We start from the raw sequence: 20,586 nt of genomic DNA, 5'->3' as shown, positions 1-20,586 counted from the left end.
TGGCTTGTATACGGGAACATATCCACCGGTTGAACCCGTTCAACAGCATATACGTTATTGCCTAAGTATTTTAAATCTCTGGCAAGAGTTGAAGGATTGCACGAAACATAGACTATTTTTGAAGGTTGTGCATTATATATGGCATCTAACACCTTTTTATCACAACCTTTTCTAGGTGGATCCACTACCACTATATTCGGCTTTAGACCTTTATCTACAAGTTTAGGTAGCACATCCTCGCTTTTGCCACATATAAATTTAGCATTATCAATACGGTTTAAAATAGCATTGTCCTGTGCATCTTGTACTGCTTGTCCTACCTCCTCAATACCGTATATTTTTTTACACTCACCAGCTAAAAACAATGTTATAGTACCAATACCGCAATATGCATCAACAATCACTTCTTGGCCTGTCAATGCACAATATTCTATCACCTTATTGTACAGCACTTCTGTCTGTACAGGGTTTACCTGAAAAAAGGAAAGAGGAGAAATCTTAAACTTAAGATTTCCGATATAGTCTGTTATAAAACCATCTCCATATAAAATGATGTTCTGATAACCCAATATAACGTTTGTTTTCTTTGTATTGACATTCAGGACTATTGTTTTAAGGTCAGGTATGTTATCTTTGAATAATTGGATAAGCTCTTTTTCATGCGGAATACGGTCCCCATTTATCACCAAAATAACCATAGTCTCTCCGGTCTTATAAGCAACCCTGGTCACCACATGTCTTATCAGCCCACTATCGCTGCTTTCATCATATACTGATATATCATATTTTTGTATAAATTCTTTAACCAATCTTATAATTTGATCGTTTTGTTTTGCTTGTATAGAACAAGAATCAATATCTATGATGTCATGGCTTCTTTCCGCAAAAAAACCGATGGAAAGCTGTCCTCCTGAATAACCAACTGGAAATTGTGCCTTATTTCTATATCTTTTATGGTGATCCATTCCAATTACCGGATTTACCTTTATATCTTTCATCCCGCCGATCCGTTTTAAGGCGTCCTCTACCTTCTTTTTTTTAAATTCAAGCTGCAATTTATAATCCATATGTTGCAACTTGCAACCACCGCATCTTTTGCTTGCTTTACAGAAAACAGATTGTCTTTTGGAAGATGGCTTTATTACCTCTATTAATTTACCATAGCCAAAGCGCTTCTTTACTTTGACTACTTTTATCTTGACCTGTTCTCCCGGAAGTGCTCCTTCTATAAAAAGAGTGAAGCCGTTGACTTTTGCCACTCCCTGGGCTTCACTGTTTAAATCTGAAATAACAACATCATAATATTCGTTTTTTTCAACAACATTGGATTTTTTCATATGCCAATTACCACCTATTTATAAAGATATTTATTGTACCATCGCTGAACATATGTCTTAATTTCTTGATCAATAGCTTTCTTATAAAATCTCTGCTTCTGGGAAGTATACATAGAAATCCCGTAATATCAGTTATGATGCCGGGGGTAACAAGTAATATTCCTCCCACCAAAACCAGCAATCCGTCCAGCAGTTGCTTTTCCGGCATATTCCCATAACACAGCTCATCTTTTATCCTGCGTATTACAATCAAGCCTTGGGATTTTGCAAGAAATACTCCCAACAACCCGGTGATTACTATTATCAATACAGTATAAAGTGTACCTATTCTTTCCCCTAGATTTATCAATAACACCAGCTCAACAATAGGTATTATTGTGAACAACAACAAAAGCTTCGCAAACATACATATACCTCTTTATATACAATTATTTAGTGCTTCCAGCAGCTCAGGATTTCTCTTTTTTATGTTTATAGGTTTAAGATTTTGATCAGCAAAAGCATGCACTGTATTACCCTCTGCTATAACTGCACTATCTGTCTCTCTTATTATTTTATATTTAAAAGTAATCCTTATACCCTTTATTTTTTCAATACACGTTCTTACTATTAGTTTATCTGAATAATGAGAGGGCGATTTATAAAAACAGCGGGTTTCTATTACAGGAAACAATATGCCCTCTTCTTCCAGATCCTTATAATCCCAACCTACAGATCTTAAAAAATCAGTCCTTCCCACATCGAACCATACATAGTAGTTTGAATGGTAAACTATTCCCATTCTGTCAGTTTCCTTGTATCGGACTTCTATGTGCGATTCACTTGTATACATAAAAAAACACCCCTTTACGCAAAAAGCAAAAAACTAACATAGTTTTCTGCTTTTTAGAATGTAGTATATTTATTGCGATAATATATCAGCTAATTCATAGAGATCCATGCTGAACTCTCTTTTCATTGCTAGTGCTTCTTGAATATCAAAATCTACTATATCACCCTTAACTGTTGCGACCACTCTCTTGCCTTTTCCTTGTACCAACAACTCAACAGCTTTTGCACCCATCTTGCTGGCCAGTATCCTATCATAGGCTGAAGGACTTCCGCCTCTTTGTATATAGCCTAAAATAGTCGCCCTAGTATCTATGCCTGTCAATACCTGTATCTCTCTACATAGGTCAAGAGCGTCTCCCGCTCCTTCTGCCAACACCACTATACTGTGCAGTTTGCCTCTGTTCTTGCCTTCTATTATTTTTTTGCAGACATTTTCAATATTAAATTCTACCTCAGGTACAAGTATGCTTTCTGCCCCTCCTGCCACTCCTGAGTATAGGGCGATATCTCCTGCATTTCTACCCATTACTTCTATTATATTGACTCTTTCATGAGATGTGGCAGTATCTCTTATTTTATTTATAGCATCTATAGCTGTATTCACCGCAGTATCAAAGCCAATGCTGTAATCTGTACAGTCTATATCATTATCTATCGTTCCAGGTATACCTACAGTAGGAATTCCTCTATTGCTCAAAGCCTCGGCGCCTTGGAAGGAACCGTCTCCTCCTATTACTACCAGTCCATCCATTTTAAGCACATCTATTACTCCTGCAGCTCTCTCTTGTCCTTTTTCTGTTTTAAACTCTTCACATCGGGCAGTTCTTAAGATAGTGCCTCCTTTATGCAATATATCAGCAACAGAAGATAAATTCAATTCCTTCATTTCTCCATTTATTAATCCATTATATCCTCTTTGTACTCCTAACACTTTAAGGTCATAATATTTTGCTGTTCTAACTACTGACCTTATAGCGGCATTCATCCCGGGAGCGTCCCCTCCACTGGTTAAAACTCCTATTGTTTTCACTGAAATCCTCCTAACTCTAGTCGTTATCCCATGAGAACATTTTTTATTTATTAAAAAATGTTTTTAAAAAAATAATAAGTCAATATCCTGCTTTCATAATGACCTCTTGAGCTTCTTCTGACTCTGTTTGGGGCACTAATATCTGATAGCAGTTTCTCCGTTCATCTACATTCTTGTATACAGGTTTTAATTTTACCAGAAAACCCTCTTTTGTCAATATGTCTCGTAAAGAATCCGCATCATTCTTGTTATGAGCCATATATATAACCGTCCACATACGATGCTCACCCCCGGTTTGAAGATTTTATTAATCCCCGGATTCCATTTGTCCAAAAGAAGTAATTATTTTAGCTTTTCCTACTATCTTTATTGCTGATGTGTTTTCAGTAAATTGAGCCAACATCACTTGACCCTTGTCCAGCTTTTCAGTGTGGTGAAATTTTGTGTCTTTTCCTCTAGTCATGCCTATGATACTCACACCATTTTCTAGAGCCTTAATACAAATAAATTCTCCAGCATACCCAGTTGGCTCCATAAATTATTCCTCCTAACGCTAATTTCTTAACAAATATTATATCATAATACCACTCAAATAATCCACCAAAAGAGATTTGTTTTATTTACATAACTTCACACTCTCTTCACCTAGCAGGGCTTTTAATTCTCTCATCAATTGTTGATCTTCACTCACCCACAGATTTCTTTTTGCCATTTTACTTTTATTATTTCTTTCAATATATATGAAAACAGGAATATTGCCTGAATATCTCTTTAAAATCGGTTTTATCTTTTTTGATACATCCTTTTGTATTGTATTCGAAATCTTAAGATACAATCTTTTGTTATCGATCTTATATAAAGGCTCTACATATCTGCACAATATTTTAGGTTGCTCCCCTTCTTTTAAATCTATCATACCTTTTATTAAAACAATGCTATCATTGTCCAAAATTTGCATATATTGATTATATACTCTTGGAAATATTACCACTTCAGTGACACCATATAAATCTTCCAGTCCTATAAAGCACATTATCTCATTGTTCTTCGTGGCCTTAGTTCTTTTCTCAACAATGATTCCACCTATGGTAACAATATCTCTATCCCTTATGTTGGTTACATTTGAGATATTCTCATCGTGTTCCGATTCTTCGGCAAGACTGGATAACATATAGCTGTTTGTAGTGGTCAATTTTTTAAGTTCATATTTATATTCAGACAATGGATGTCCACTTATATATATACCTAATATCTCTTTTTCCATTGATAGCATCAGCTTTTGAGGGTACTCATTAATATCCGGCAACATCCCATGGTTCAACTGTTCCGTTTGAGATTCAAATAGGGAAAGCTGACCGTCAATGTTCCTGCGCCTGGATTGCTGAACGCTATCTATTGTTTTTTCATATATTGCCATCAGCTGAGACCTGTATACTCCCATTGAATCAAAGGCCCCACATTTTATCAAACTCTCTATCGCTTTTTTATTTATATATTTATAATCCACTCGTTCACAAAAATCCACAAAGCTTTTGTAGGGGCCATCTTTTTTCCTAATTCTCACTATCTCATCAATCGCATTACTACCCACATTTTTGACTGCGGCAAGTCCAAATCTGATCTTGTTATCTACCACAGTAAAGTTTCCAAAACTTTCATTGACATCCGGAGGCAATATGGATATGCCCATAGTTTTACAATTGTTTATATAGTTAGCTATCTTATTTGTGTTATGCATAACACTGGTCATCAGCGCTGCCATAAATTCAACCGGATAATAACATTTAAGCCATGCAGTATGATATGCGATAAGTGCATATGCAGCAGCATGGGATTTGTTGAACGCATACTTTGCAAATTCCATCATCTCATCGAATATACGATTTGCATTTTCCTCTGATACTCCATTGTTCACAGCACCCTTTATTATTATATCCTCTTTAGAGTCAGCATTGCCATAGATGAAGTTTTTTCTTTCCCTTTCCATTATATCGGTCTTTTTTTTGGCCATAGCCCTTCTGACTAAATCTGATCTTCCCAAAGAATAACCTGCTAAATCTCTAACTATTTGCATTACCTGCTCCTGATAAACCATACAGCCATAGGTGACTTTTAAGATAGGTTCCAGGGCAGCATCTGTATAGTTGATATTTTTAGGATGTTTTTTGTTTTCAATATACCGTGGTATTTGATCCATGGGACCTGGTCTATATAAGGAAATACCTGCTATTATATCTTCAAATTTATCGGGATTTAGCTCCTTCATAAATTGCTTCATGCCACTGCTTTCCAGCTGAAATACTCCATCAGTCTCCCCTGAACCTATCAGTTCAAATACTTTTGGATCTTCCAACGATATATTGTTTAAATCTATCTTTTTACCGTGTACAGATTTTATTATATTCAGTGTATCCCTGATCACAGTCAGGGTCCGCAAGCCTAAAAAGTCCATCTTTAAAAGGCCTAGCTCCTCCAGTATTCCCATGGAAAACTGGGTGGTGACTATATCATCATTTTTCTGTAAAGGCACATACTCCATAATCGGCATCTTGGATATAACCACACCTGCAGCATGGGTAGAAGCATGTCTAGGAAGTCCTTCAAGCTTTTTTGACATATCGATCAGTTTTTTAATTTCCTGGTCCTGATGATACATTTCATCTAACTTAGGGTTTACCTTTAGTGCCTTTTCTATGTTCATTCCTATCTCAAAAGGTATCTGCTTTGCTATATAATCCACCTGTGCATAGGGCATATTTAAAGCCCTGCCTACGTCCCTAATAACAGCTCGTGCAGCCATGGTCCCAAAAGTTATTATTTGTGCTACATGGTCACTTCCATATTTGCCAATAACGTAATCTATTACTTCAGATCTGCGCTCATAACAAAAATCTATATCAATATCCGGCATAGTAACCCTTTCAGGGTTTAAAAACCTTTCGAATAACAGATTGTATTTTACAGGATCTATATTTGTAATATCTAGACAATATGCTACTATACTACCTGCCGCCGATCCTCTCCCCGGCCCCACCATTATGCCTTTTGACTTTGCAAACCTTATAAAATCCCAAACTATCAAAAAATAGTCTACATAACCCATCTGATGTATTATCCCTAATTCGTATTCTAGTCTTTCTTTAACCTCAGGCGTTATTTCATCATATTTTTTCTCCAGCCCTTTGTAACATAGCTCTGTCAAATATTCTAATGAGTTTGACTTAGGAGCTTTAAATTCCGGTAAATAAAGTTTGTTAAACTCGAATTCAACGTTACACCTCTGGGCTATCTGTTTGGTATTTTCCAAAGCAGTTGGTGCATATCTGAATAATTCCTGCATTTCTTGTTGGGACTTTAAGTAGAATTCATCTGTATCAAATTTCAATCTATCCTTTTCATCTACCGTCCTACCTGTTTGAATACATAACAACACGTCATGTGCCGATGCATCCTCTTTGTTTATATAATGAACATCATTGGTGGCCACCAAAGGTATATTGAGCTTTTCGCTCAATCCTATTAGCTGGCTGTTGACCATCTTTTGTTCCTGCAACCCATGGTCTTGTAATTCAAGATAGAAATTTCCTTCACCAAAAATCTTATTATAAGTCAACGCCAGTTTCTCAGCCTTGTCCATATCATCCGATAAAATCGCCTTTTGCACATCTCCTGCAAGACAAGCGCTCAGAGCTATTATTCCCTCATTATACTGGCTCAATAGCTGTGTATCCACCCTAGGCTTGTAATAAAATCCTTCTAGGCAAGCTTTAGATACAATCTTAACTAAATTCTTGTAGCCTGTATTGTTTTCTGCTAATAACACTAGATGTGAATATTCACTGTCTTGTTTAGACTCCTTGTCATGCATGGACCTTTTTGCCATATATACTTCACAGCCTATTATCGGCTTTATTCCGTTATTGACAGCTTGTTTGTAAAACTCTATAACCCCATACATCACCCCATGGTCAGTTATAGCTATACTGTCCATGCCAAACTGTTTACATTTTTTTATAATATCTTTTATCCTGGAGGCCCCGTCTAAAAGGCTGTATTCTGTATGAACATGCAAATGTGTAAAATCAATCACTGTATACTACCTCCTGAATATTTTAGCTGACATCATTCCCCTTGCTAGGGTCTTATAGCGATCCCTGACCTCTACTTCAATCTTGCAATAATGTCTTCCAGAATCGATAGTATTCACTATCAATGAAATTTTGTCCTCTATCTGTACAGGTTTTATAAAATATACTATGAAGCTATCCGGCATAGGCTCTAATTTTCTCTGTCTTTTTGTAGCCACAACAGCAGCAGTAGACATGAGCATTATAATAGCACTCCAACTGGCAACTCCCAGCCGGTTTAACATTGCCGGCTCCACTTCACCGGTAAACTTTACAACCTTAGAATTAGAAGTTATAGAAAAATTGCTCAACAACAAATCTTCCATAGTCTCTCCCACTTGGGGCTGGCTTCTCATGTATTGCATAGCCTTCATGACATCTCTTCGGCTTATCACCCCAATGAGCTTTCCGTCCTCAACTATAGGAATAAGTTCAATTCCTTCCCATATCATTATATATGAAGCATATGCAACGGTAGTCTTCTGATCCAAAGTTATCAAATCTCGTGTCATCCTGTTTTTTATCATTTCATCATTTTGGGCTTCCGTCACGTCTTTTGCGGTAATTATACCAACTACATTGTTTTTTTTATCTACTACCGGAAATCTAGTATGGGTAGTGCTATAAAAGAGGTTTTTCCATTGTTCTACCTTATCCGTTTCTTTTAGGTAAAAGGGGTCTTTTGCCATTATATCTTCTACTAAAAGTATATCTTTCTTTGCAAGTCTTTCATATATAGCTTTATTGATAAGGGTTGCGATGGTAAATGTATCATAACTAGAGGTGATTATAGGAAGCTTCTTTTTGTTTGCAATCTCTTTTATTTCATCACTACAACCAAATCCTCCTGTTATTAGCACTGACGCATCTTTTTCTAGGGCTAAACGATAACACTCTTCTCTATTACCTACAATCAATAGATCTCCCCGATTTATATATTTTTCTGCTTCATCTACCGTCATAGCACCTATTAAGAATTTATTCAAGGTTTTACCTAAACCTTCAAATCCGCCTAAAACGGTACCATCAACAATATTTGTTATCTCCCCAAAGCTCAGCTTCTCGATATTCTTTTTCTCGATCTTTTCAATTCTTACAGTCCCAACTCTTTGTATAGTGCTCACTAATTTCCTGTTTTCTGCCTCTTTTATCGCTCTGTATGCAGTTCCCTCACTCACGTTTAATTTTGCTGCTACTTTTCTCACTGAAATACGAGTACCTGCTTTGAGACTTTCAATATATTCTAAAATTTTATTATGTTTTGTAGTCATAGATACTCACCTGCTCGCTATATGGAAATAATACAAAACCTCCTTAAAAGGAGGCCCTATTTATTCTTTAAACTCAGAATTCATTATATCATACAATTCTTCTACTGCCTTTTGTTCATCTTTCCCTTCTGCACCTATCACAACAGTTTCTCCCTGTGATATTCCAAGTGACATAATACCCATGATGCTTTTAGCATTAACCTGCTTGTCATCTTTTTTTATCCAAACTTTCGAAGAATACTTGCTAGCTACTTGTACCAATACTGCAGCCAATCTCGCATATAAGCCATCTTTATTTTTAACTACCACTTTTTTTTCAATCATGCTTAAAACTCCCCCTTCTCATTTTTAAATCCTGTGCAATCTTCTCTAATCTCCTCAATCTGTGGTTGACACCAGATTTTCCGATAGGAGGTGATAACATCTGCCCTAATTCTTTTAAACTAGCATGGGTATTTTCCAGTCTCAAACGAGCAATCTCTCTTAGATTATCAGGAAGTTTATTAAATCCTATGCTTTCTTTAATGTACATTATGTTGTCTATCTGTCTAACTGCAGCATCGATGGTTTTGCTGATATTAGCCGTCTCACAATTAACCAGACGATTGATATTATTTCTGATGTCTTTATATACCCTAATATCCTCAAACTTTAAAAGAGATGAAAAAGCACCAATTATTTTCAACACCTCTGCAACTTGTTCTCCTTCCTTTAAGTATACTACATAGTTACCCTTTCTATCAATTATTTTAGATGATAGATTATATGAATTTATCAGCTGCGAAAGACATTGGGAAAATTCCCTGTTATGACATACAAATTCCATGTGATACGTCTTTTCAGGATTGCTTACAGAACCACCACCTATAAAAGCGCCTCTTAAATAAGCTCTTTTAGCCGATTCGCTCTTTATCATATCCTCTTTTATGCTATTGCTCAGCTGCATAGTACCACTTTTACTTTTTTCTAGTATACCCAAATCAACAAGCACTTTCCTGGCCATTCCTGGATATGTAATAGCTATTATATATCTATTGCATTTTTTAAGCTTTTTCCCTTTTCTGACAATAACATCGCTTTGTACCCTGTATAGCTTTTTGATAGATGAATATATTCTACGTGCAATGGCAGCATTTTCAGTAGATACCAGCAAATTCATCCTTTTATTGCCTTTTATCTGTATAGTACCGGCCATTTGAACAAAAGCTGCAAGTTCTGCTTTTTTATCTGCTGCATTATCGCCCTCAATTCTTGCTAGCTCATTCTTAACCTTAGTAGAAAATGACAAGTCATTCACCTCTTCAGAGCTTTTTATCGTATACGAGTTTTATTATAGTCTTAGCTAATTTGTTTGAATTATGTCTTATCAATCCGTCTGAAATATCAAGAAAATCCTGTTCAACTAGCTCTACTCCTAATCTTTTAAGCTGTTCAACATCATGTTGAACCGGTATTGACCCATCTTCTTTGTATTTATCCAATATGTGTTCAGGTATGTCTGCATTATTAGCAACAACGTACTGTATAGACCTCCTGCCGGCATATTCATGAATAACCTTTACATGATCAGATACACTAAAATTATCAGTTTCTCCTGGCTGTGTCATAATATTGCACACATATATTTTTATTGCCTTTGCCTTGGATATGCTATCTGAAACTTTGTTAACTAAAAAATTAGGAACTATGCTGGTAAACAGACTTCCAGGTCCTAATACAATACAGTCCGCTTTTTCTATCGCATCCAACACATCGAGTATAGGCATACAATTATCAGGAGTAACAAATACTCTTTTTATCGGTGATTGCCTCAATGAAGATTGTAAAGGAATGCTAGATTCTCCTTTTACAATAAACCCGTCTTCCAATTCAGCGTTTAATCTGATGTCCTGTAAAGACACAGGAAGCACTTTACCTCCCACTGCGAGCACACTGCTGATCTCCTTTATAGCTTGCTCAAAATTATCTGTAATATCTGTCAGCGCTGCAATAAATAAATTACCAAAATTCTGCCCTTTCAAATTTCCTTCTTTAAACCTGTATTGAATCAGCTTCTCCATCAACGGTTCAACATCCGCTAGAGCCAACACACAATTTCTGATATCCCCAGGAGGCAAAATACCCATATCGTCTCTCAACATTCCGGAACTTCCCCCATCATCAGAAACTGTTACCACTGCAGTTAGGTTGGAGCTGTATTGTTTTAAGCCTCTGAGCAGCACCGATAATCCAGTACCCCCGCCTATCACCACAATATTAGGCCCTGAATTCAATACTGCTTTTTTGTATATTATCCTTTTTATCTTTTTATAATCCATGCCGTTGTTAAAATTTTTGGTCTCAGCTAAATTCAATACAGACTTTATTATATTTACAACCGCTATATATATAAATATAAAACCGGCAGCAATAACTAATATTGAGACCACATAATTTATCGCTGTTGTATAAAATATTTTCTCATATATTATGACTATCCCAGCGGCTACAGCAAATATACCTAAAATAACTGTAAATATCCATCTTTTAATTCCAACACTGCTTTTTAACAGCTGAATAAATTTCATATTCATCCCTTCTCTTTATTCCTCGGGTATATCTCTGTGATTTATCGTAACACTGTACTTGTTCTTTTTTAATGCATCGTATAACTCATCAGCAATAATTACAGATCTATGCTTTCCTCCTGTACATCCTATACAGATGACTAATTGATTTTTGCCTTCTTTTATATATTGGGGAATTAAAAAATCTAAAAGATCCTGAAGTTTTTCAAGAAATTTTTTTGTCAACGGCCATTTCATCACATATTCACGCACTTTGGATTCCCGACCGGTGTATTGTTTTAGTTCCTTTATATAGAATGGATTGGGAAGGAATCTGACATCGAATACTAAATCGGCATCTAAAGGTATGCCATATTTGAAACCAAATGACATAACAGAGATAGTCAATGCCTGAAAATTCTCTTCATCTATAAAGATACTCACTATTTCTTCCCTAAGCTGCCTAGGAATGAGATTAGAAGTATCTATTATATTATTAGCTTTTTCTTTAAGCTTTTGTAATTTGCTTCTCTCTTCTCTTATGCTGTTAATTATTCTCCCATCGATAAATAGGGGGGGTTTTCTTCTGGTTTCTTTAAATCTTTTTATCAAAACCTCATCAGAGGCATCCAAGAAAAGTATTTCATAATCATAGCCGTTTTCTTTAAGCAGCGCTAAACTCTCAAAAAGATCGTCAAAAAACGCCCTCCCTCTTATGTCTACAACCACTGCTACTTTCTCAACAGCATCATCGGAATGCAGACAAAGCTCTGCAAATTTAGGTAAAAGTGCAGGGGGGAGATTGTCTACACAAAAGAACCCCAAGTCCTCCATGAATTTTATCGCCTGGCTTTTGCCTGCTCCTGACATTCCCGTAACTATAATAAAACGCATATAAACACCTTCTTAAAATATTTTTACATATACGGTTTTGCATTGATTATTCTATCTGCGGTGAGCCCTGCTTTAACAGCTATATCTATCCCCTTATCGAAATTTCCTACATCTTCAGGTTTGTGTGCATCACTGCTTATTGCAAATTTAACATCCTGCTGCATAGCAATCCTTACATATTCCTGATTGAGCAATCCATGATGGCTATTGATCTCAAGTGCAGTACCTAAATTAGCACATTCCCTCGCTAATTTAGCAGTATCTATCAGGATTCCGCAGCCGGGATGGGTAATTATATCAATTTTATATTTGTTTATAGCCTTTATAAACATTCGTGTATTGTCATCGATTAAATCTTGTATCTGGCTTTTTGCTCTCTTAAATAATAAATTCTTTAAAAATATTTGATACCAATCTTTTATTGAACTTGTACGAACCATCTTATGATACCCCAACAATACCATATCCAGTTCACTAATTAAATCTTGAGAGATATCTATGTCTCCTTCTGTATTGATGATGTTCGCCTCTACAGCAAGCAAAACCTCTATGTCATCAAATTCTTGATTTATTTTATATATTTCAGATTTCATTTTCAAAATATTTTTATTAGATACCCCATATCCTATATGTCCAGGACCGTGATCTGAAATTGCTATTCTGTTTAATCCTTTTTTTCTAGCTACTAACACATTGTCACGTATTGTACCTTTACCATGACTGTATCGGGTATGTGTATGATAGTCTGCGAATATTTTCAGCAAATATGTCATCTCCCTGCTATTCTTCTCCTAGGATCTTTACCTCAGTGTTTAACTCTACCCCAAAATTATTTTTTACTTCTTTTTGTATATGCCTTATTAGGGAAATCACATCTTGTGCAGTGGCTTTTCCTTTATTGACAATAAATCCACAATGTATATCAGAGACCATAGCATCTCCAATGGTAAAACCTTTAAGACCTGAGTCCTGTATAAGCTTTCCAGCGTAAAATCCCTTAGGTCTTTTGAAAATACTCCCTGCATTAGGCATATTCAATGGCTGCTTGCCCGTTCTCCTCTTTGTAAACTCATTAACCATTGCCCTGCAGATTTCATATTCTCCGTATTCCAATGATAAAGCCGCACCTAATACTATATAGTTATTTTTTTGCACTATACTGCTGCGATAACCAAAATCCATATGTACATTATCCAGTTCAATATATTTGCCCTGACAATCCAATAGTTCTACCTTTGTAACCACATCTTTCATCTCTCCACCGTAAGCTCCTGCATTCATGGCAATAGCACCACCAAGGCTACCGGGTATCCCGCTGGCAAATTCTAACCCTTTTAAGGAATTTTTCACTGCCATATTCGAAAGGGATGATAAAAAAACTCCTGCTTGCGCATATATGACATTCCCTTGTATGCTGACCTTCTTCATTCTTTCACCAATCTTTATTACCAAGCCTCTTATCCCTTTATCTCTAACCAACAAATTAGTCCCGTTGCCCACTATATAATATGGTATACTCTGTTGTCTGCACATTTGAATAATACTCGTTAACTGCCCTGTAGTTGAAGGCATAACAAGAATATCTGCAGGACCACCTATCCTAAACGAAGTATGCTTTCTCATAGGCTCATCTAACTTTATATATTGCTCATCTATAATTTGTTTCAGCATATCATATGCTTTTGATACATCCAACCTACCAACCCCATTCGTATTAGTTGTGTCCGGATAACATTGCAGCACCTATTATCCCTGCATCATTTCCTAGCTTTCCCAATCGTATACTTGCATGAGAAACTCCTTTACAAAATAAATTTTTTCTCACTTCCCATTTTAACGCATCCAACAAAAAATTACCTGCCTTGGATATTCCTCCCCCTATAACCACCACTTCAGGATCAAAACTGTTTATAATATTTATTATGCCTATACAAAGATATTTAATATACAAATTAAATATTTCTAATGCCACCTGATCATGACTTTTTGCAGCATCTATCACATCTTTCGCTGTTATACTTTCTGAATGTAAGAGTGTTTTGCTGTTCGCTGTATTATGTAAAATCTCTTTAGCTATTCTCACCAACCCGGTTGCCGATGCATATTGCTCCAAACAGCCTCTATTACCGCATGCACACAATGGCCCATCCACATCAATTATCGTATGACCTAATTCGGCGCCCACGCCATGAAAACCACAAAATATATTGCCATCCAATATTATTCCCGAGCCTACACCCGTACCTAAAGTCAACATCACTGAACAAGCCGCCCCGGCAGCGGCTCCGCATATATTTTCAGCCAGCGCAGCAGCATTTGCATCGTTGTCAATGTATACAGGCAAATTTAAATAACTTTCCATCTCTTTTCTCAGCGGAACATCGTGCCAATTCAAATTATCGGCAAATACCACCTTGTCACCTTTTAAATCTACCACTCCGGGACACCCAATCCCTACTGTTTCTATCTCATCCATAGAATATCCTGCTTTTGTTGTCAATGATCTTACCAATGCTGCCATATCTTTTATAATTTCATCAGAATCCCTTTGTCTCTCTGTTGGCAGTTCATCTTGGATAACTATTTTTCCATCATTATCTACAAGTCCTGCCCCTATATGTGTTCCACCGAGGTCTATTCCTATATTCATATAACATATCCCCCAATGCCATAATCCTATATTGCTTCAAATTTCTATGTCTCGTCCTCTTTTATTTAAATATCCAATAAACTTTTCTACTGAAATATTCATCACCGGCTCTTCGGTACATCCTATTTCTTCTAACAAGCTTAAACTGTCTTCAAAATTGCCTACATCGAATGAAATATGTGAGTCACTACCTATCGCAAAGTTGGCCCCTGCCTCTATCGCCAGTTTTGCAATTGTTCTACAATTTTCATCACTGCCTTTTCTTGTAAAAAAAGAACTGTTATTTATCTCTATAAGTTTATTATACTTTGCCGCAGTCAATACCATCTTTTTATAATCTATATCGTAATAGGGATTACCCGGATGTCCTATTATATCTACATAAGGATTTTTAATAGCATTTACTACAGCATCAGTATCTTCTTCCCTGCCACTGCTTTTTAATACAGGACTGTGCATACTTGCTACAACTATATCTAGATTTTTTAAATATTTTTCATCTACATCCAGATTTCCTTTACTATCTATTATGTTTGCCTCTACGCCCTTTAAAATTCTCACACCATAAATTTCTTCAGGTACTACTCGGATGTTTCCAAAGAAAAATTCGTGAGGTCCTCCCGGTAAAGCAGGTCCATGTTCAGTTATACATACCATCTTTAAACCTTTTTTAGAAGCCTCATATGCTATCTCTTGAATAGTGCTATATCCATGTCCGCTTGCAATAGTATGACAATGAGTGTCAATTAATATATTCAAATTATCACCTCTAATGATCTGATTCTTCTTTACTCTTACTTATTTTTTCAATCAATCTGTTGTTAAGCTCTCTAGCTGCGTTATATCCCATGGCTTTCTGTCTATGATTCCTGGCAGTTATCTCAGCGATAATGGCTAAATTTCTCCCTGGCCTTACCGGTATGCTGAGTCTGGTTATTTTAACGCCTAATATTTCAATGCTCTCATCAGAAAGACCTAATCTATCGTATTCTTTATGCTCATCCCACTTTTCCAGTTCAATCACTAAATCTATTGACTTGCTATCGATAATCGCTCCTACCCCGAACAAGGTTTTTATATCTATTATTCCAACCCCCCTGATCTCCATAAAATGCTTGGTCAACTCAGGGGATTTGCCTACCAGTCTATCTTCTGATACCTTTCTTATTTCTACAGCATCATCTGCTACCAATCTGTGCCCCCTTTTGACAAGCTCCAAGGCGGTTTCGCTCTTACCTATCCCGCTCTCGCCCATGAGCAACACTCCTACCCCATATACATCCACTAATACTCCATGCCTGGTGATCTGTGGAGCTAACTTATTATCTAGGAAATTAACAAGTTTGCCCATTATCTGGGTAGTCACCTTGCTAGATTTAAATACTGGTCTATTGTATTGCTTACAAGCTTCCAATATTTCAGGGGGGATATCCATTCCCCTAGTAACAATTGTACAAGGTATATCATACTTATATACTTCTCTTGCTCTTTCAAGGATTTTATCGCTGCTCATTCTTGAAAGATAAGTCATCTCAACCTTTCCTAATACCTGCACCCTATTAAAAGGAAAATAATCAAAAAACCCGGAAAACTGGAGCCCTGGCCTGTTTACATCACTTGTAATAACTTTTATAGAATCATTCTTACCTACATATACTGGCTCTAGTTTCAACGTCTCTACCCATTCATCGATCTTTATATAACAACCTTTATTTATATCTTCCATAAATAATCCCCCACTATCTAGTACTTATAATACAAATCTGTTTATTACTTCAGCTACCCCCTGCTCTTCATTGGTAGCTGTTACATAATCTGCCTCCTCTATTATATCTGGGGCAGCATTCCCCACGGCAACCCCTAACCCTGCCTGTTTTATCATAGGTAAATCATTGTAGCTATCCCCTATAGCTATCGCCTGTTTACGACTTGCCCCATAATAATCGCATAAAAATTCTACTCCATGGCCTTTTGTTATACCTGCCCTATTAAACTCTAAATAATGGGGTTTCGAAGTGCATATCGATAACTGTTCGCCGGAAAATATATTAGAAGTAGCTATATCATTGTATATCTTCAAGATTCTATTCGGTTCATCGATAAAAATTATCTTTGCCGGTGGCATACTCAAAAATTCGGTCAAACTTTTGCCTACAACAAAGGGTTTTATTTTGTTTTGTTGTTGATACATCTTTGAATATTTATTTTCATCTTTTACATAATATCCATCATCGTGGTAAATCTGCATATGAATATCCAGTTGCTCGCCAAACTCTAATACTTGTCTAGCCTGTTCAATATCCAAAGGCTTATAAAACAGAATTTCTTCAGTACAAGGGTTTTTAATCAAAGCTCCCTGAAAAGATACAATTGGAGTATCCAAGTCTAATTCCTTATGAAAAGGAAGTGCTGCTTTATACATCCGTCCGGTGGTTATAATCACTTTAACACCCTTTTTGATAGCTTTATTTATGGATGATTTGTTTTGCTGGCTTATCTTTAAATCATTGCCCAGTAATGAATCATCCAAATCTACGAAAATTAATTTATACTCTATTTTGTACACCCCCGAAAAAATTATTATTTTGCCCATTTATATTATATATCTTATATTAAAAACCTTAATAGTTTTCATGAAAAAAAAGATAAATATTTTGTGCAACATTAAAGTTTATCCCGTCTACCTCCATAAGTTCATCGATACTTGCATCTCTTATCTTATCTAGGCTGCCAAAATGTTTTATAAGAAGTTTTTTTCTCTTCGGGCCTACCCCGGGCACATCGTCTAGAATTGACTTAACTGTGTTTTTAGACCTCAAGGATCTATGGTATGTTATAGCAAATCTATGGGCTTCATCCCTTATTCTCTGAATCAGATGCAAACCATGAGACTTCTTGGGCAATATCACAGGTTCTTTTTTATCCGGAAAATATATCTCATCAAATTTCTCCGCAAGACCTATGATATCAATGTCTGTCCATCCAAGCCTCTTTAATGCAGATAATGCAGCATTAAGCTGCCCTTTTCCACCGTCTATCAGAATAAGATCAGGCTTTTTACCGTCTTTATCTAAATTTTTATACCTTCTTTGTATTATTTCAGCAATACTTGCAAAATCATCCGTCCCTTCAACTGTTTTTATTCTAAATCTCCTATAATCCTTTTTCACAGGCCTTCCATCCTCAAATACTACCATAGAACCAACACTTTGAGTGCCCTGTATATTCGATATATCGAATGCCTCAATCCTGGTAGGCAGATTATTAAGAGACAAAGATTGCTTTAATTCTCGCACCGCACCATGGGTTCTTTGTAGTTCCCATTGTCTTTTTTCAAGAAAGTCCTCCAAAGTTTGCTGCGCATTTTTTTTAACCAGTTCTATCAGCTCTTTCTTTCTACCCTTGAGTGGAACCTTTATATATACCTTATCACCTCTTTTATCAGTTAACCATTTTGATATCACCTCTGCTTCGCTGATATCCGATTGAAGCAATATATATTTTGGTATAAATATTGCATCAGAGTAAAATTGTTTTATAAAAGAGGAGAGCACTTCTGCGATATCTGTTTGACAAATGTCTTCCAACATAAAATGTTTAGTCCCTATCAACTTCCCGTTTCTTATGAAAAACAACTGGATGCAAACATGAACGTCTTCTACAGCACAAGCAATAACATCTTGATCTTCAAAATCATTTGAGATTATCTTCTGTCTTTCCATCACCTGCATTACCGATTCTATCTTATCTCTTATCACCGCAGCCTTTTCAAAGTTCATATTTTTAGAGGCCTGGACCATCTCCTGATTCATTTTATCTATTAATTCGCCATACTTGCCATTTAAAAATAGAGATATATGCCTTATCATATCATTATATTCATTTTTGCTCACTTTCCCTTGACAAGGAGCCATACATTGTTTTATATGATAATTAAGGCAAGGTCTTCCATTTTTATCTCCATATTCTATCTTTTTTTTACAGGTTCTTATGGGAAAAAGTTTTTTAATAACATCAATAGTCTGCCTAACAGCTGAAACATTTGTATATGGACCAAAATACTTTGCTCCGTCTTTCTTCAAATCCCTGGTAAGAAATATTCTGGGATATTCTTCATTCATGGTGATTTTTATATATGGATAACTTTTATCATCCTTGAGCATTACATTGTATTTAGGTCTATGTTCCTTGATGAGGTTACATTCCAATATAAGTGCTTCAACCTCTGTGTCGGTAAGTATAAATTCGATATCATCTATCTTTTTCACCATAACTCTTACTTTAGGGGGATGATGTATCGTTGAATGAAAATATTGCTTTACTCTGCTTTTCAACGACTTAGCCTTACCTATATATATTATATTGCCGGATTTATCTTTCATTATATAAACCCCAGGGTTTTCCGGAAGCATATCAAGTTGTTCTTTTGTAATAGGCATCAAACCACTCCCTACTGTCTTCTAATATCCTAGCCTAATAGCTTCCATAGCCACATCTCTTGCTACTGGAGCAGCCTGCCCGCCTCCAGTTCCACCTCCGTTTTCTATGACTACAGTAACTACTATATAACCATTTTTCCCATTGGCAAAACCGGTAAACCATGTATGGGAAGGTGCATCTTTTACCTGAGCAGTACCCGTCTTTCCTCCGGTTTCTATTCCATTTATCATAAAATTCTTGCCAGATCCGTTTTTTACTACATTTATAAGCATATCCTTTATTTGTTGGGATACTTTTGGTGTTATAGGATTGTACAACACTGAAGGTTTGGCAACATGCAATGGTACACCTCTATAATTCTTTACCTTTTCTATCATAACCGGAGCCATTATTTTACCATCATTTACTACAGCGGATGTGATCATGGCTACATGTAAAGGAGTAACTGATATATCCCCTTGACCTATATATTGCCATGTTCTGGCCATTTCAGACTTTTCGGTTTTATCCTTAAAAGTGCTTTGACTTATCGGCATTTGATCCACATGGACCTTTTTATTAAATCCAAACAATCCGGCTGTTTGCTTTATCGATTGATATCCAGCATCCTGTCCCAGCTTGGTAAAAGTGGTATTGCATGACACCTCCATTGCCCTGTTCATGTCTATATCACCATGAGCCTTGTTGTTCAAGCACGATAGAGTATCTTTGCCTATGTTTATCATCCCATCACAATGGTATGTCTTGGTTAATAAAGCTTCGTCTTTCATTAAAGCAGAAGCTGCAGTTACAATTTTAAAAGTAGAACCAGGCGCGTATCTTCCTTGTATCGCCCTATTTAAAAGAGGTTTATCTTTATCGTCCAAAACATCCTCACTGATATCGTTAGGGTTGTAGTCAGGCTTGCTCACCATGCTCAATATTTCACCTGTCTGAGCATTCATTACGACTAATGCAGCCCTATTTGTATTCAAAGATTTTAACATGCTAGCAAGTGCTCTTTCTGCTTTTACCTGAAGTCTAGAATCTATTGTTAAATGAACATCATTTCCTTTTATTTTTCCATACCTATACTCTTGAATTATATTGGATATCAAATTGCTGTCCATTCCAAGCAAGTGGTAAGCATAATACTGTTCAGCTCCGCTTCTACCCCTGTTTAAATCATTGTATCCCACAACGTGTGAAAATGCACGTGGATTGCCAGAGCTACCCCCTTTATAAAATCTAGGGAAGCTTTGTCCATCTTCTGTTGCTGTGGCAAGCAGGTCTCCATTTCTATCAAATATATCTCCTAAAACCCTTACTTCTGCCAAACCGGTCAATCTTCTGTTGTAAGAACTTAATACCACATTTTTACCGTTGGTTAACTGGAAATTTACAATATATACAATCAGCACACCAAACATGACTACAAAGCATACCAATAATTTCACTATATTCTTCCTGATTTTTTCCAT

20 protein-coding genes are annotated in these 20,586 nt (G+C 36.3%); all 20 read right to left on the bottom strand.

Translation table 11 applies throughout. The annotated features are described in order from the left end of the window. The coding region (rlmD, locus tag PHP06_04930) for a 23S rRNA (uracil(1939)-C(5))-methyltransferase RlmD (protein MDD3839900.1) at positions 1–1,337 on the bottom strand (1,337 nt) is incomplete at its 3' end. Positions 1,338–1,344: 7 nt separating this feature from the next. Further along, positions 1,345–1,743 (bottom strand): FxsA family protein, encoded by a 399-nt coding sequence (locus tag PHP06_04925; GenBank protein ID MDD3839899.1) that lies wholly within the window; start codon positions 1,741–1,743, stop codon positions 1,345–1,347. Positions 1,744–1,755: 12 nt separating this feature from the next. Beyond that, on the bottom strand, positions 1,756–2,169 hold the full coding sequence (locus tag PHP06_04920; GenBank protein MDD3839898.1) for a thioesterase family protein: 414 nt from the start codon (positions 2,167–2,169) through the stop codon (positions 1,756–1,758). A gap of 69 nt (positions 2,170–2,238) precedes the next feature. After that, entirely contained in the window at positions 2,239–3,198 is a 960-nt protein-coding gene (pfkA, locus tag PHP06_04915) for a 6-phosphofructokinase (protein ID MDD3839897.1), read from the bottom strand. Positions 3,199–3,277: 79 nt separating this feature from the next. Continuing rightward, a complete protein-coding gene (locus tag PHP06_04910; GenBank protein ID MDD3839896.1) occupies positions 3,278–3,475 on the bottom strand; it encodes a hypothetical protein in 198 nt (65 codons plus the stop codon). Between the two features lie 30 nt (positions 3,476–3,505). Further along, entirely contained in the window at positions 3,506–3,733 is a 228-nt protein-coding gene (gene mtrB, locus PHP06_04905; GenBank protein MDD3839895.1) for a trp RNA-binding attenuation protein MtrB, read from the bottom strand. 81 nt (positions 3,734–3,814) lie between these two features. Next, entirely contained in the window at positions 3,815–7,288 is a 3,474-nt protein-coding gene (locus PHP06_04900) for a DNA polymerase III subunit alpha (protein ID MDD3839894.1), read from the bottom strand. 6 nt (positions 7,289–7,294) lie between these two features. After that, the gene (locus PHP06_04895) at positions 7,295–8,596 is read right to left on the bottom strand and encodes a DRTGG domain-containing protein (protein MDD3839893.1); all 1,302 of its coding nucleotides are present in this window, start codon (positions 8,594–8,596) and stop codon (positions 7,295–7,297) included. A 60-nt stretch (positions 8,597–8,656) separates the two neighbouring features. Further along, a complete protein-coding gene (locus tag PHP06_04890) occupies positions 8,657–8,920 on the bottom strand; it encodes an HPr family phosphocarrier protein (protein MDD3839892.1) in 264 nt (87 codons plus the stop codon). After that, positions 8,913–9,884, bottom strand: coding sequence for a DNA-binding protein WhiA (gene whiA / locus PHP06_04885; GenBank protein MDD3839891.1), 972 nt, complete (start codon positions 9,882–9,884; stop codon positions 8,913–8,915). The genes PHP06_04890 and whiA overlap by 8 nt, the downstream gene beginning before the upstream one ends. A gap of 13 nt (positions 9,885–9,897) precedes the next feature. Continuing rightward, entirely contained in the window at positions 9,898–11,163 is a 1,266-nt protein-coding gene (locus tag PHP06_04880) for a YvcK family protein (protein MDD3839890.1), read from the bottom strand. A gap of 15 nt (positions 11,164–11,178) precedes the next feature. After that, positions 11,179–12,036 carry an RNase adapter RapZ gene (gene rapZ, locus PHP06_04875; GenBank protein ID MDD3839889.1) on the bottom strand — a complete coding sequence of 286 codons (858 nt, stop codon included), beginning with the start codon at positions 12,034–12,036 and terminating at the stop codon, positions 11,179–11,181. 23 nt (positions 12,037–12,059) lie between these two features. Beyond that, on the bottom strand, positions 12,060–12,797 hold the full coding sequence (locus PHP06_04870; GenBank protein MDD3839888.1) for a PHP domain-containing protein: 738 nt from the start codon (positions 12,795–12,797) through the stop codon (positions 12,060–12,062). A gap of 19 nt (positions 12,798–12,816) precedes the next feature. Beyond that, on the bottom strand, positions 12,817–13,731 hold the full coding sequence (gene murB, locus PHP06_04865; protein ID MDD3839887.1) for a UDP-N-acetylmuramate dehydrogenase: 915 nt from the start codon (positions 13,729–13,731) through the stop codon (positions 12,817–12,819). 19 nt (positions 13,732–13,750) lie between these two features. Then, positions 13,751–14,686: an ROK family protein gene (locus PHP06_04860; GenBank protein ID MDD3839886.1), complete on the bottom strand. Its 936-nt coding sequence runs from the start codon at positions 14,684–14,686 to the stop codon at positions 13,751–13,753. 36 nt (positions 14,687–14,722) lie between these two features. Continuing rightward, a complete protein-coding gene (locus PHP06_04855; GenBank protein ID MDD3839885.1) occupies positions 14,723–15,445 on the bottom strand; it encodes a phosphatase in 723 nt (240 codons plus the stop codon). Between the two features lie 10 nt (positions 15,446–15,455). Further along, entirely contained in the window at positions 15,456–16,412 is a 957-nt protein-coding gene (gene hprK, locus PHP06_04850; GenBank protein ID MDD3839884.1) for an HPr(Ser) kinase/phosphatase, read from the bottom strand. A gap of 24 nt (positions 16,413–16,436) precedes the next feature. Then, positions 16,437–17,279 carry a Cof-type HAD-IIB family hydrolase gene (locus tag PHP06_04845; protein ID MDD3839883.1) on the bottom strand — a complete coding sequence of 281 codons (843 nt, stop codon included), beginning with the start codon at positions 17,277–17,279 and terminating at the stop codon, positions 16,437–16,439. A 28-nt stretch (positions 17,280–17,307) separates the two neighbouring features. Next, entirely contained in the window at positions 17,308–19,125 is a 1,818-nt protein-coding gene (gene uvrC / locus PHP06_04840; protein ID MDD3839882.1) for an excinuclease ABC subunit UvrC, read from the bottom strand. A 21-nt stretch (positions 19,126–19,146) separates the two neighbouring features. Next, positions 19,147–20,586 (bottom strand): penicillin-binding protein 2, encoded by a 1,440-nt coding sequence (locus PHP06_04835; protein ID MDD3839881.1) that lies wholly within the window; start codon positions 20,584–20,586, stop codon positions 19,147–19,149.

The sequence above is a fragment of the Clostridia bacterium genome (assembly GCA_028698525.1).
Lineage (GTDB): Bacteria > Bacillota > Clostridia > JAQVDB01 > JAQVDB01 > JAQVDB01.
The sequence above is the reverse complement of the archived record's forward strand: the minus strand, read 5'-3'. Positions and strand labels throughout refer to the sequence as shown.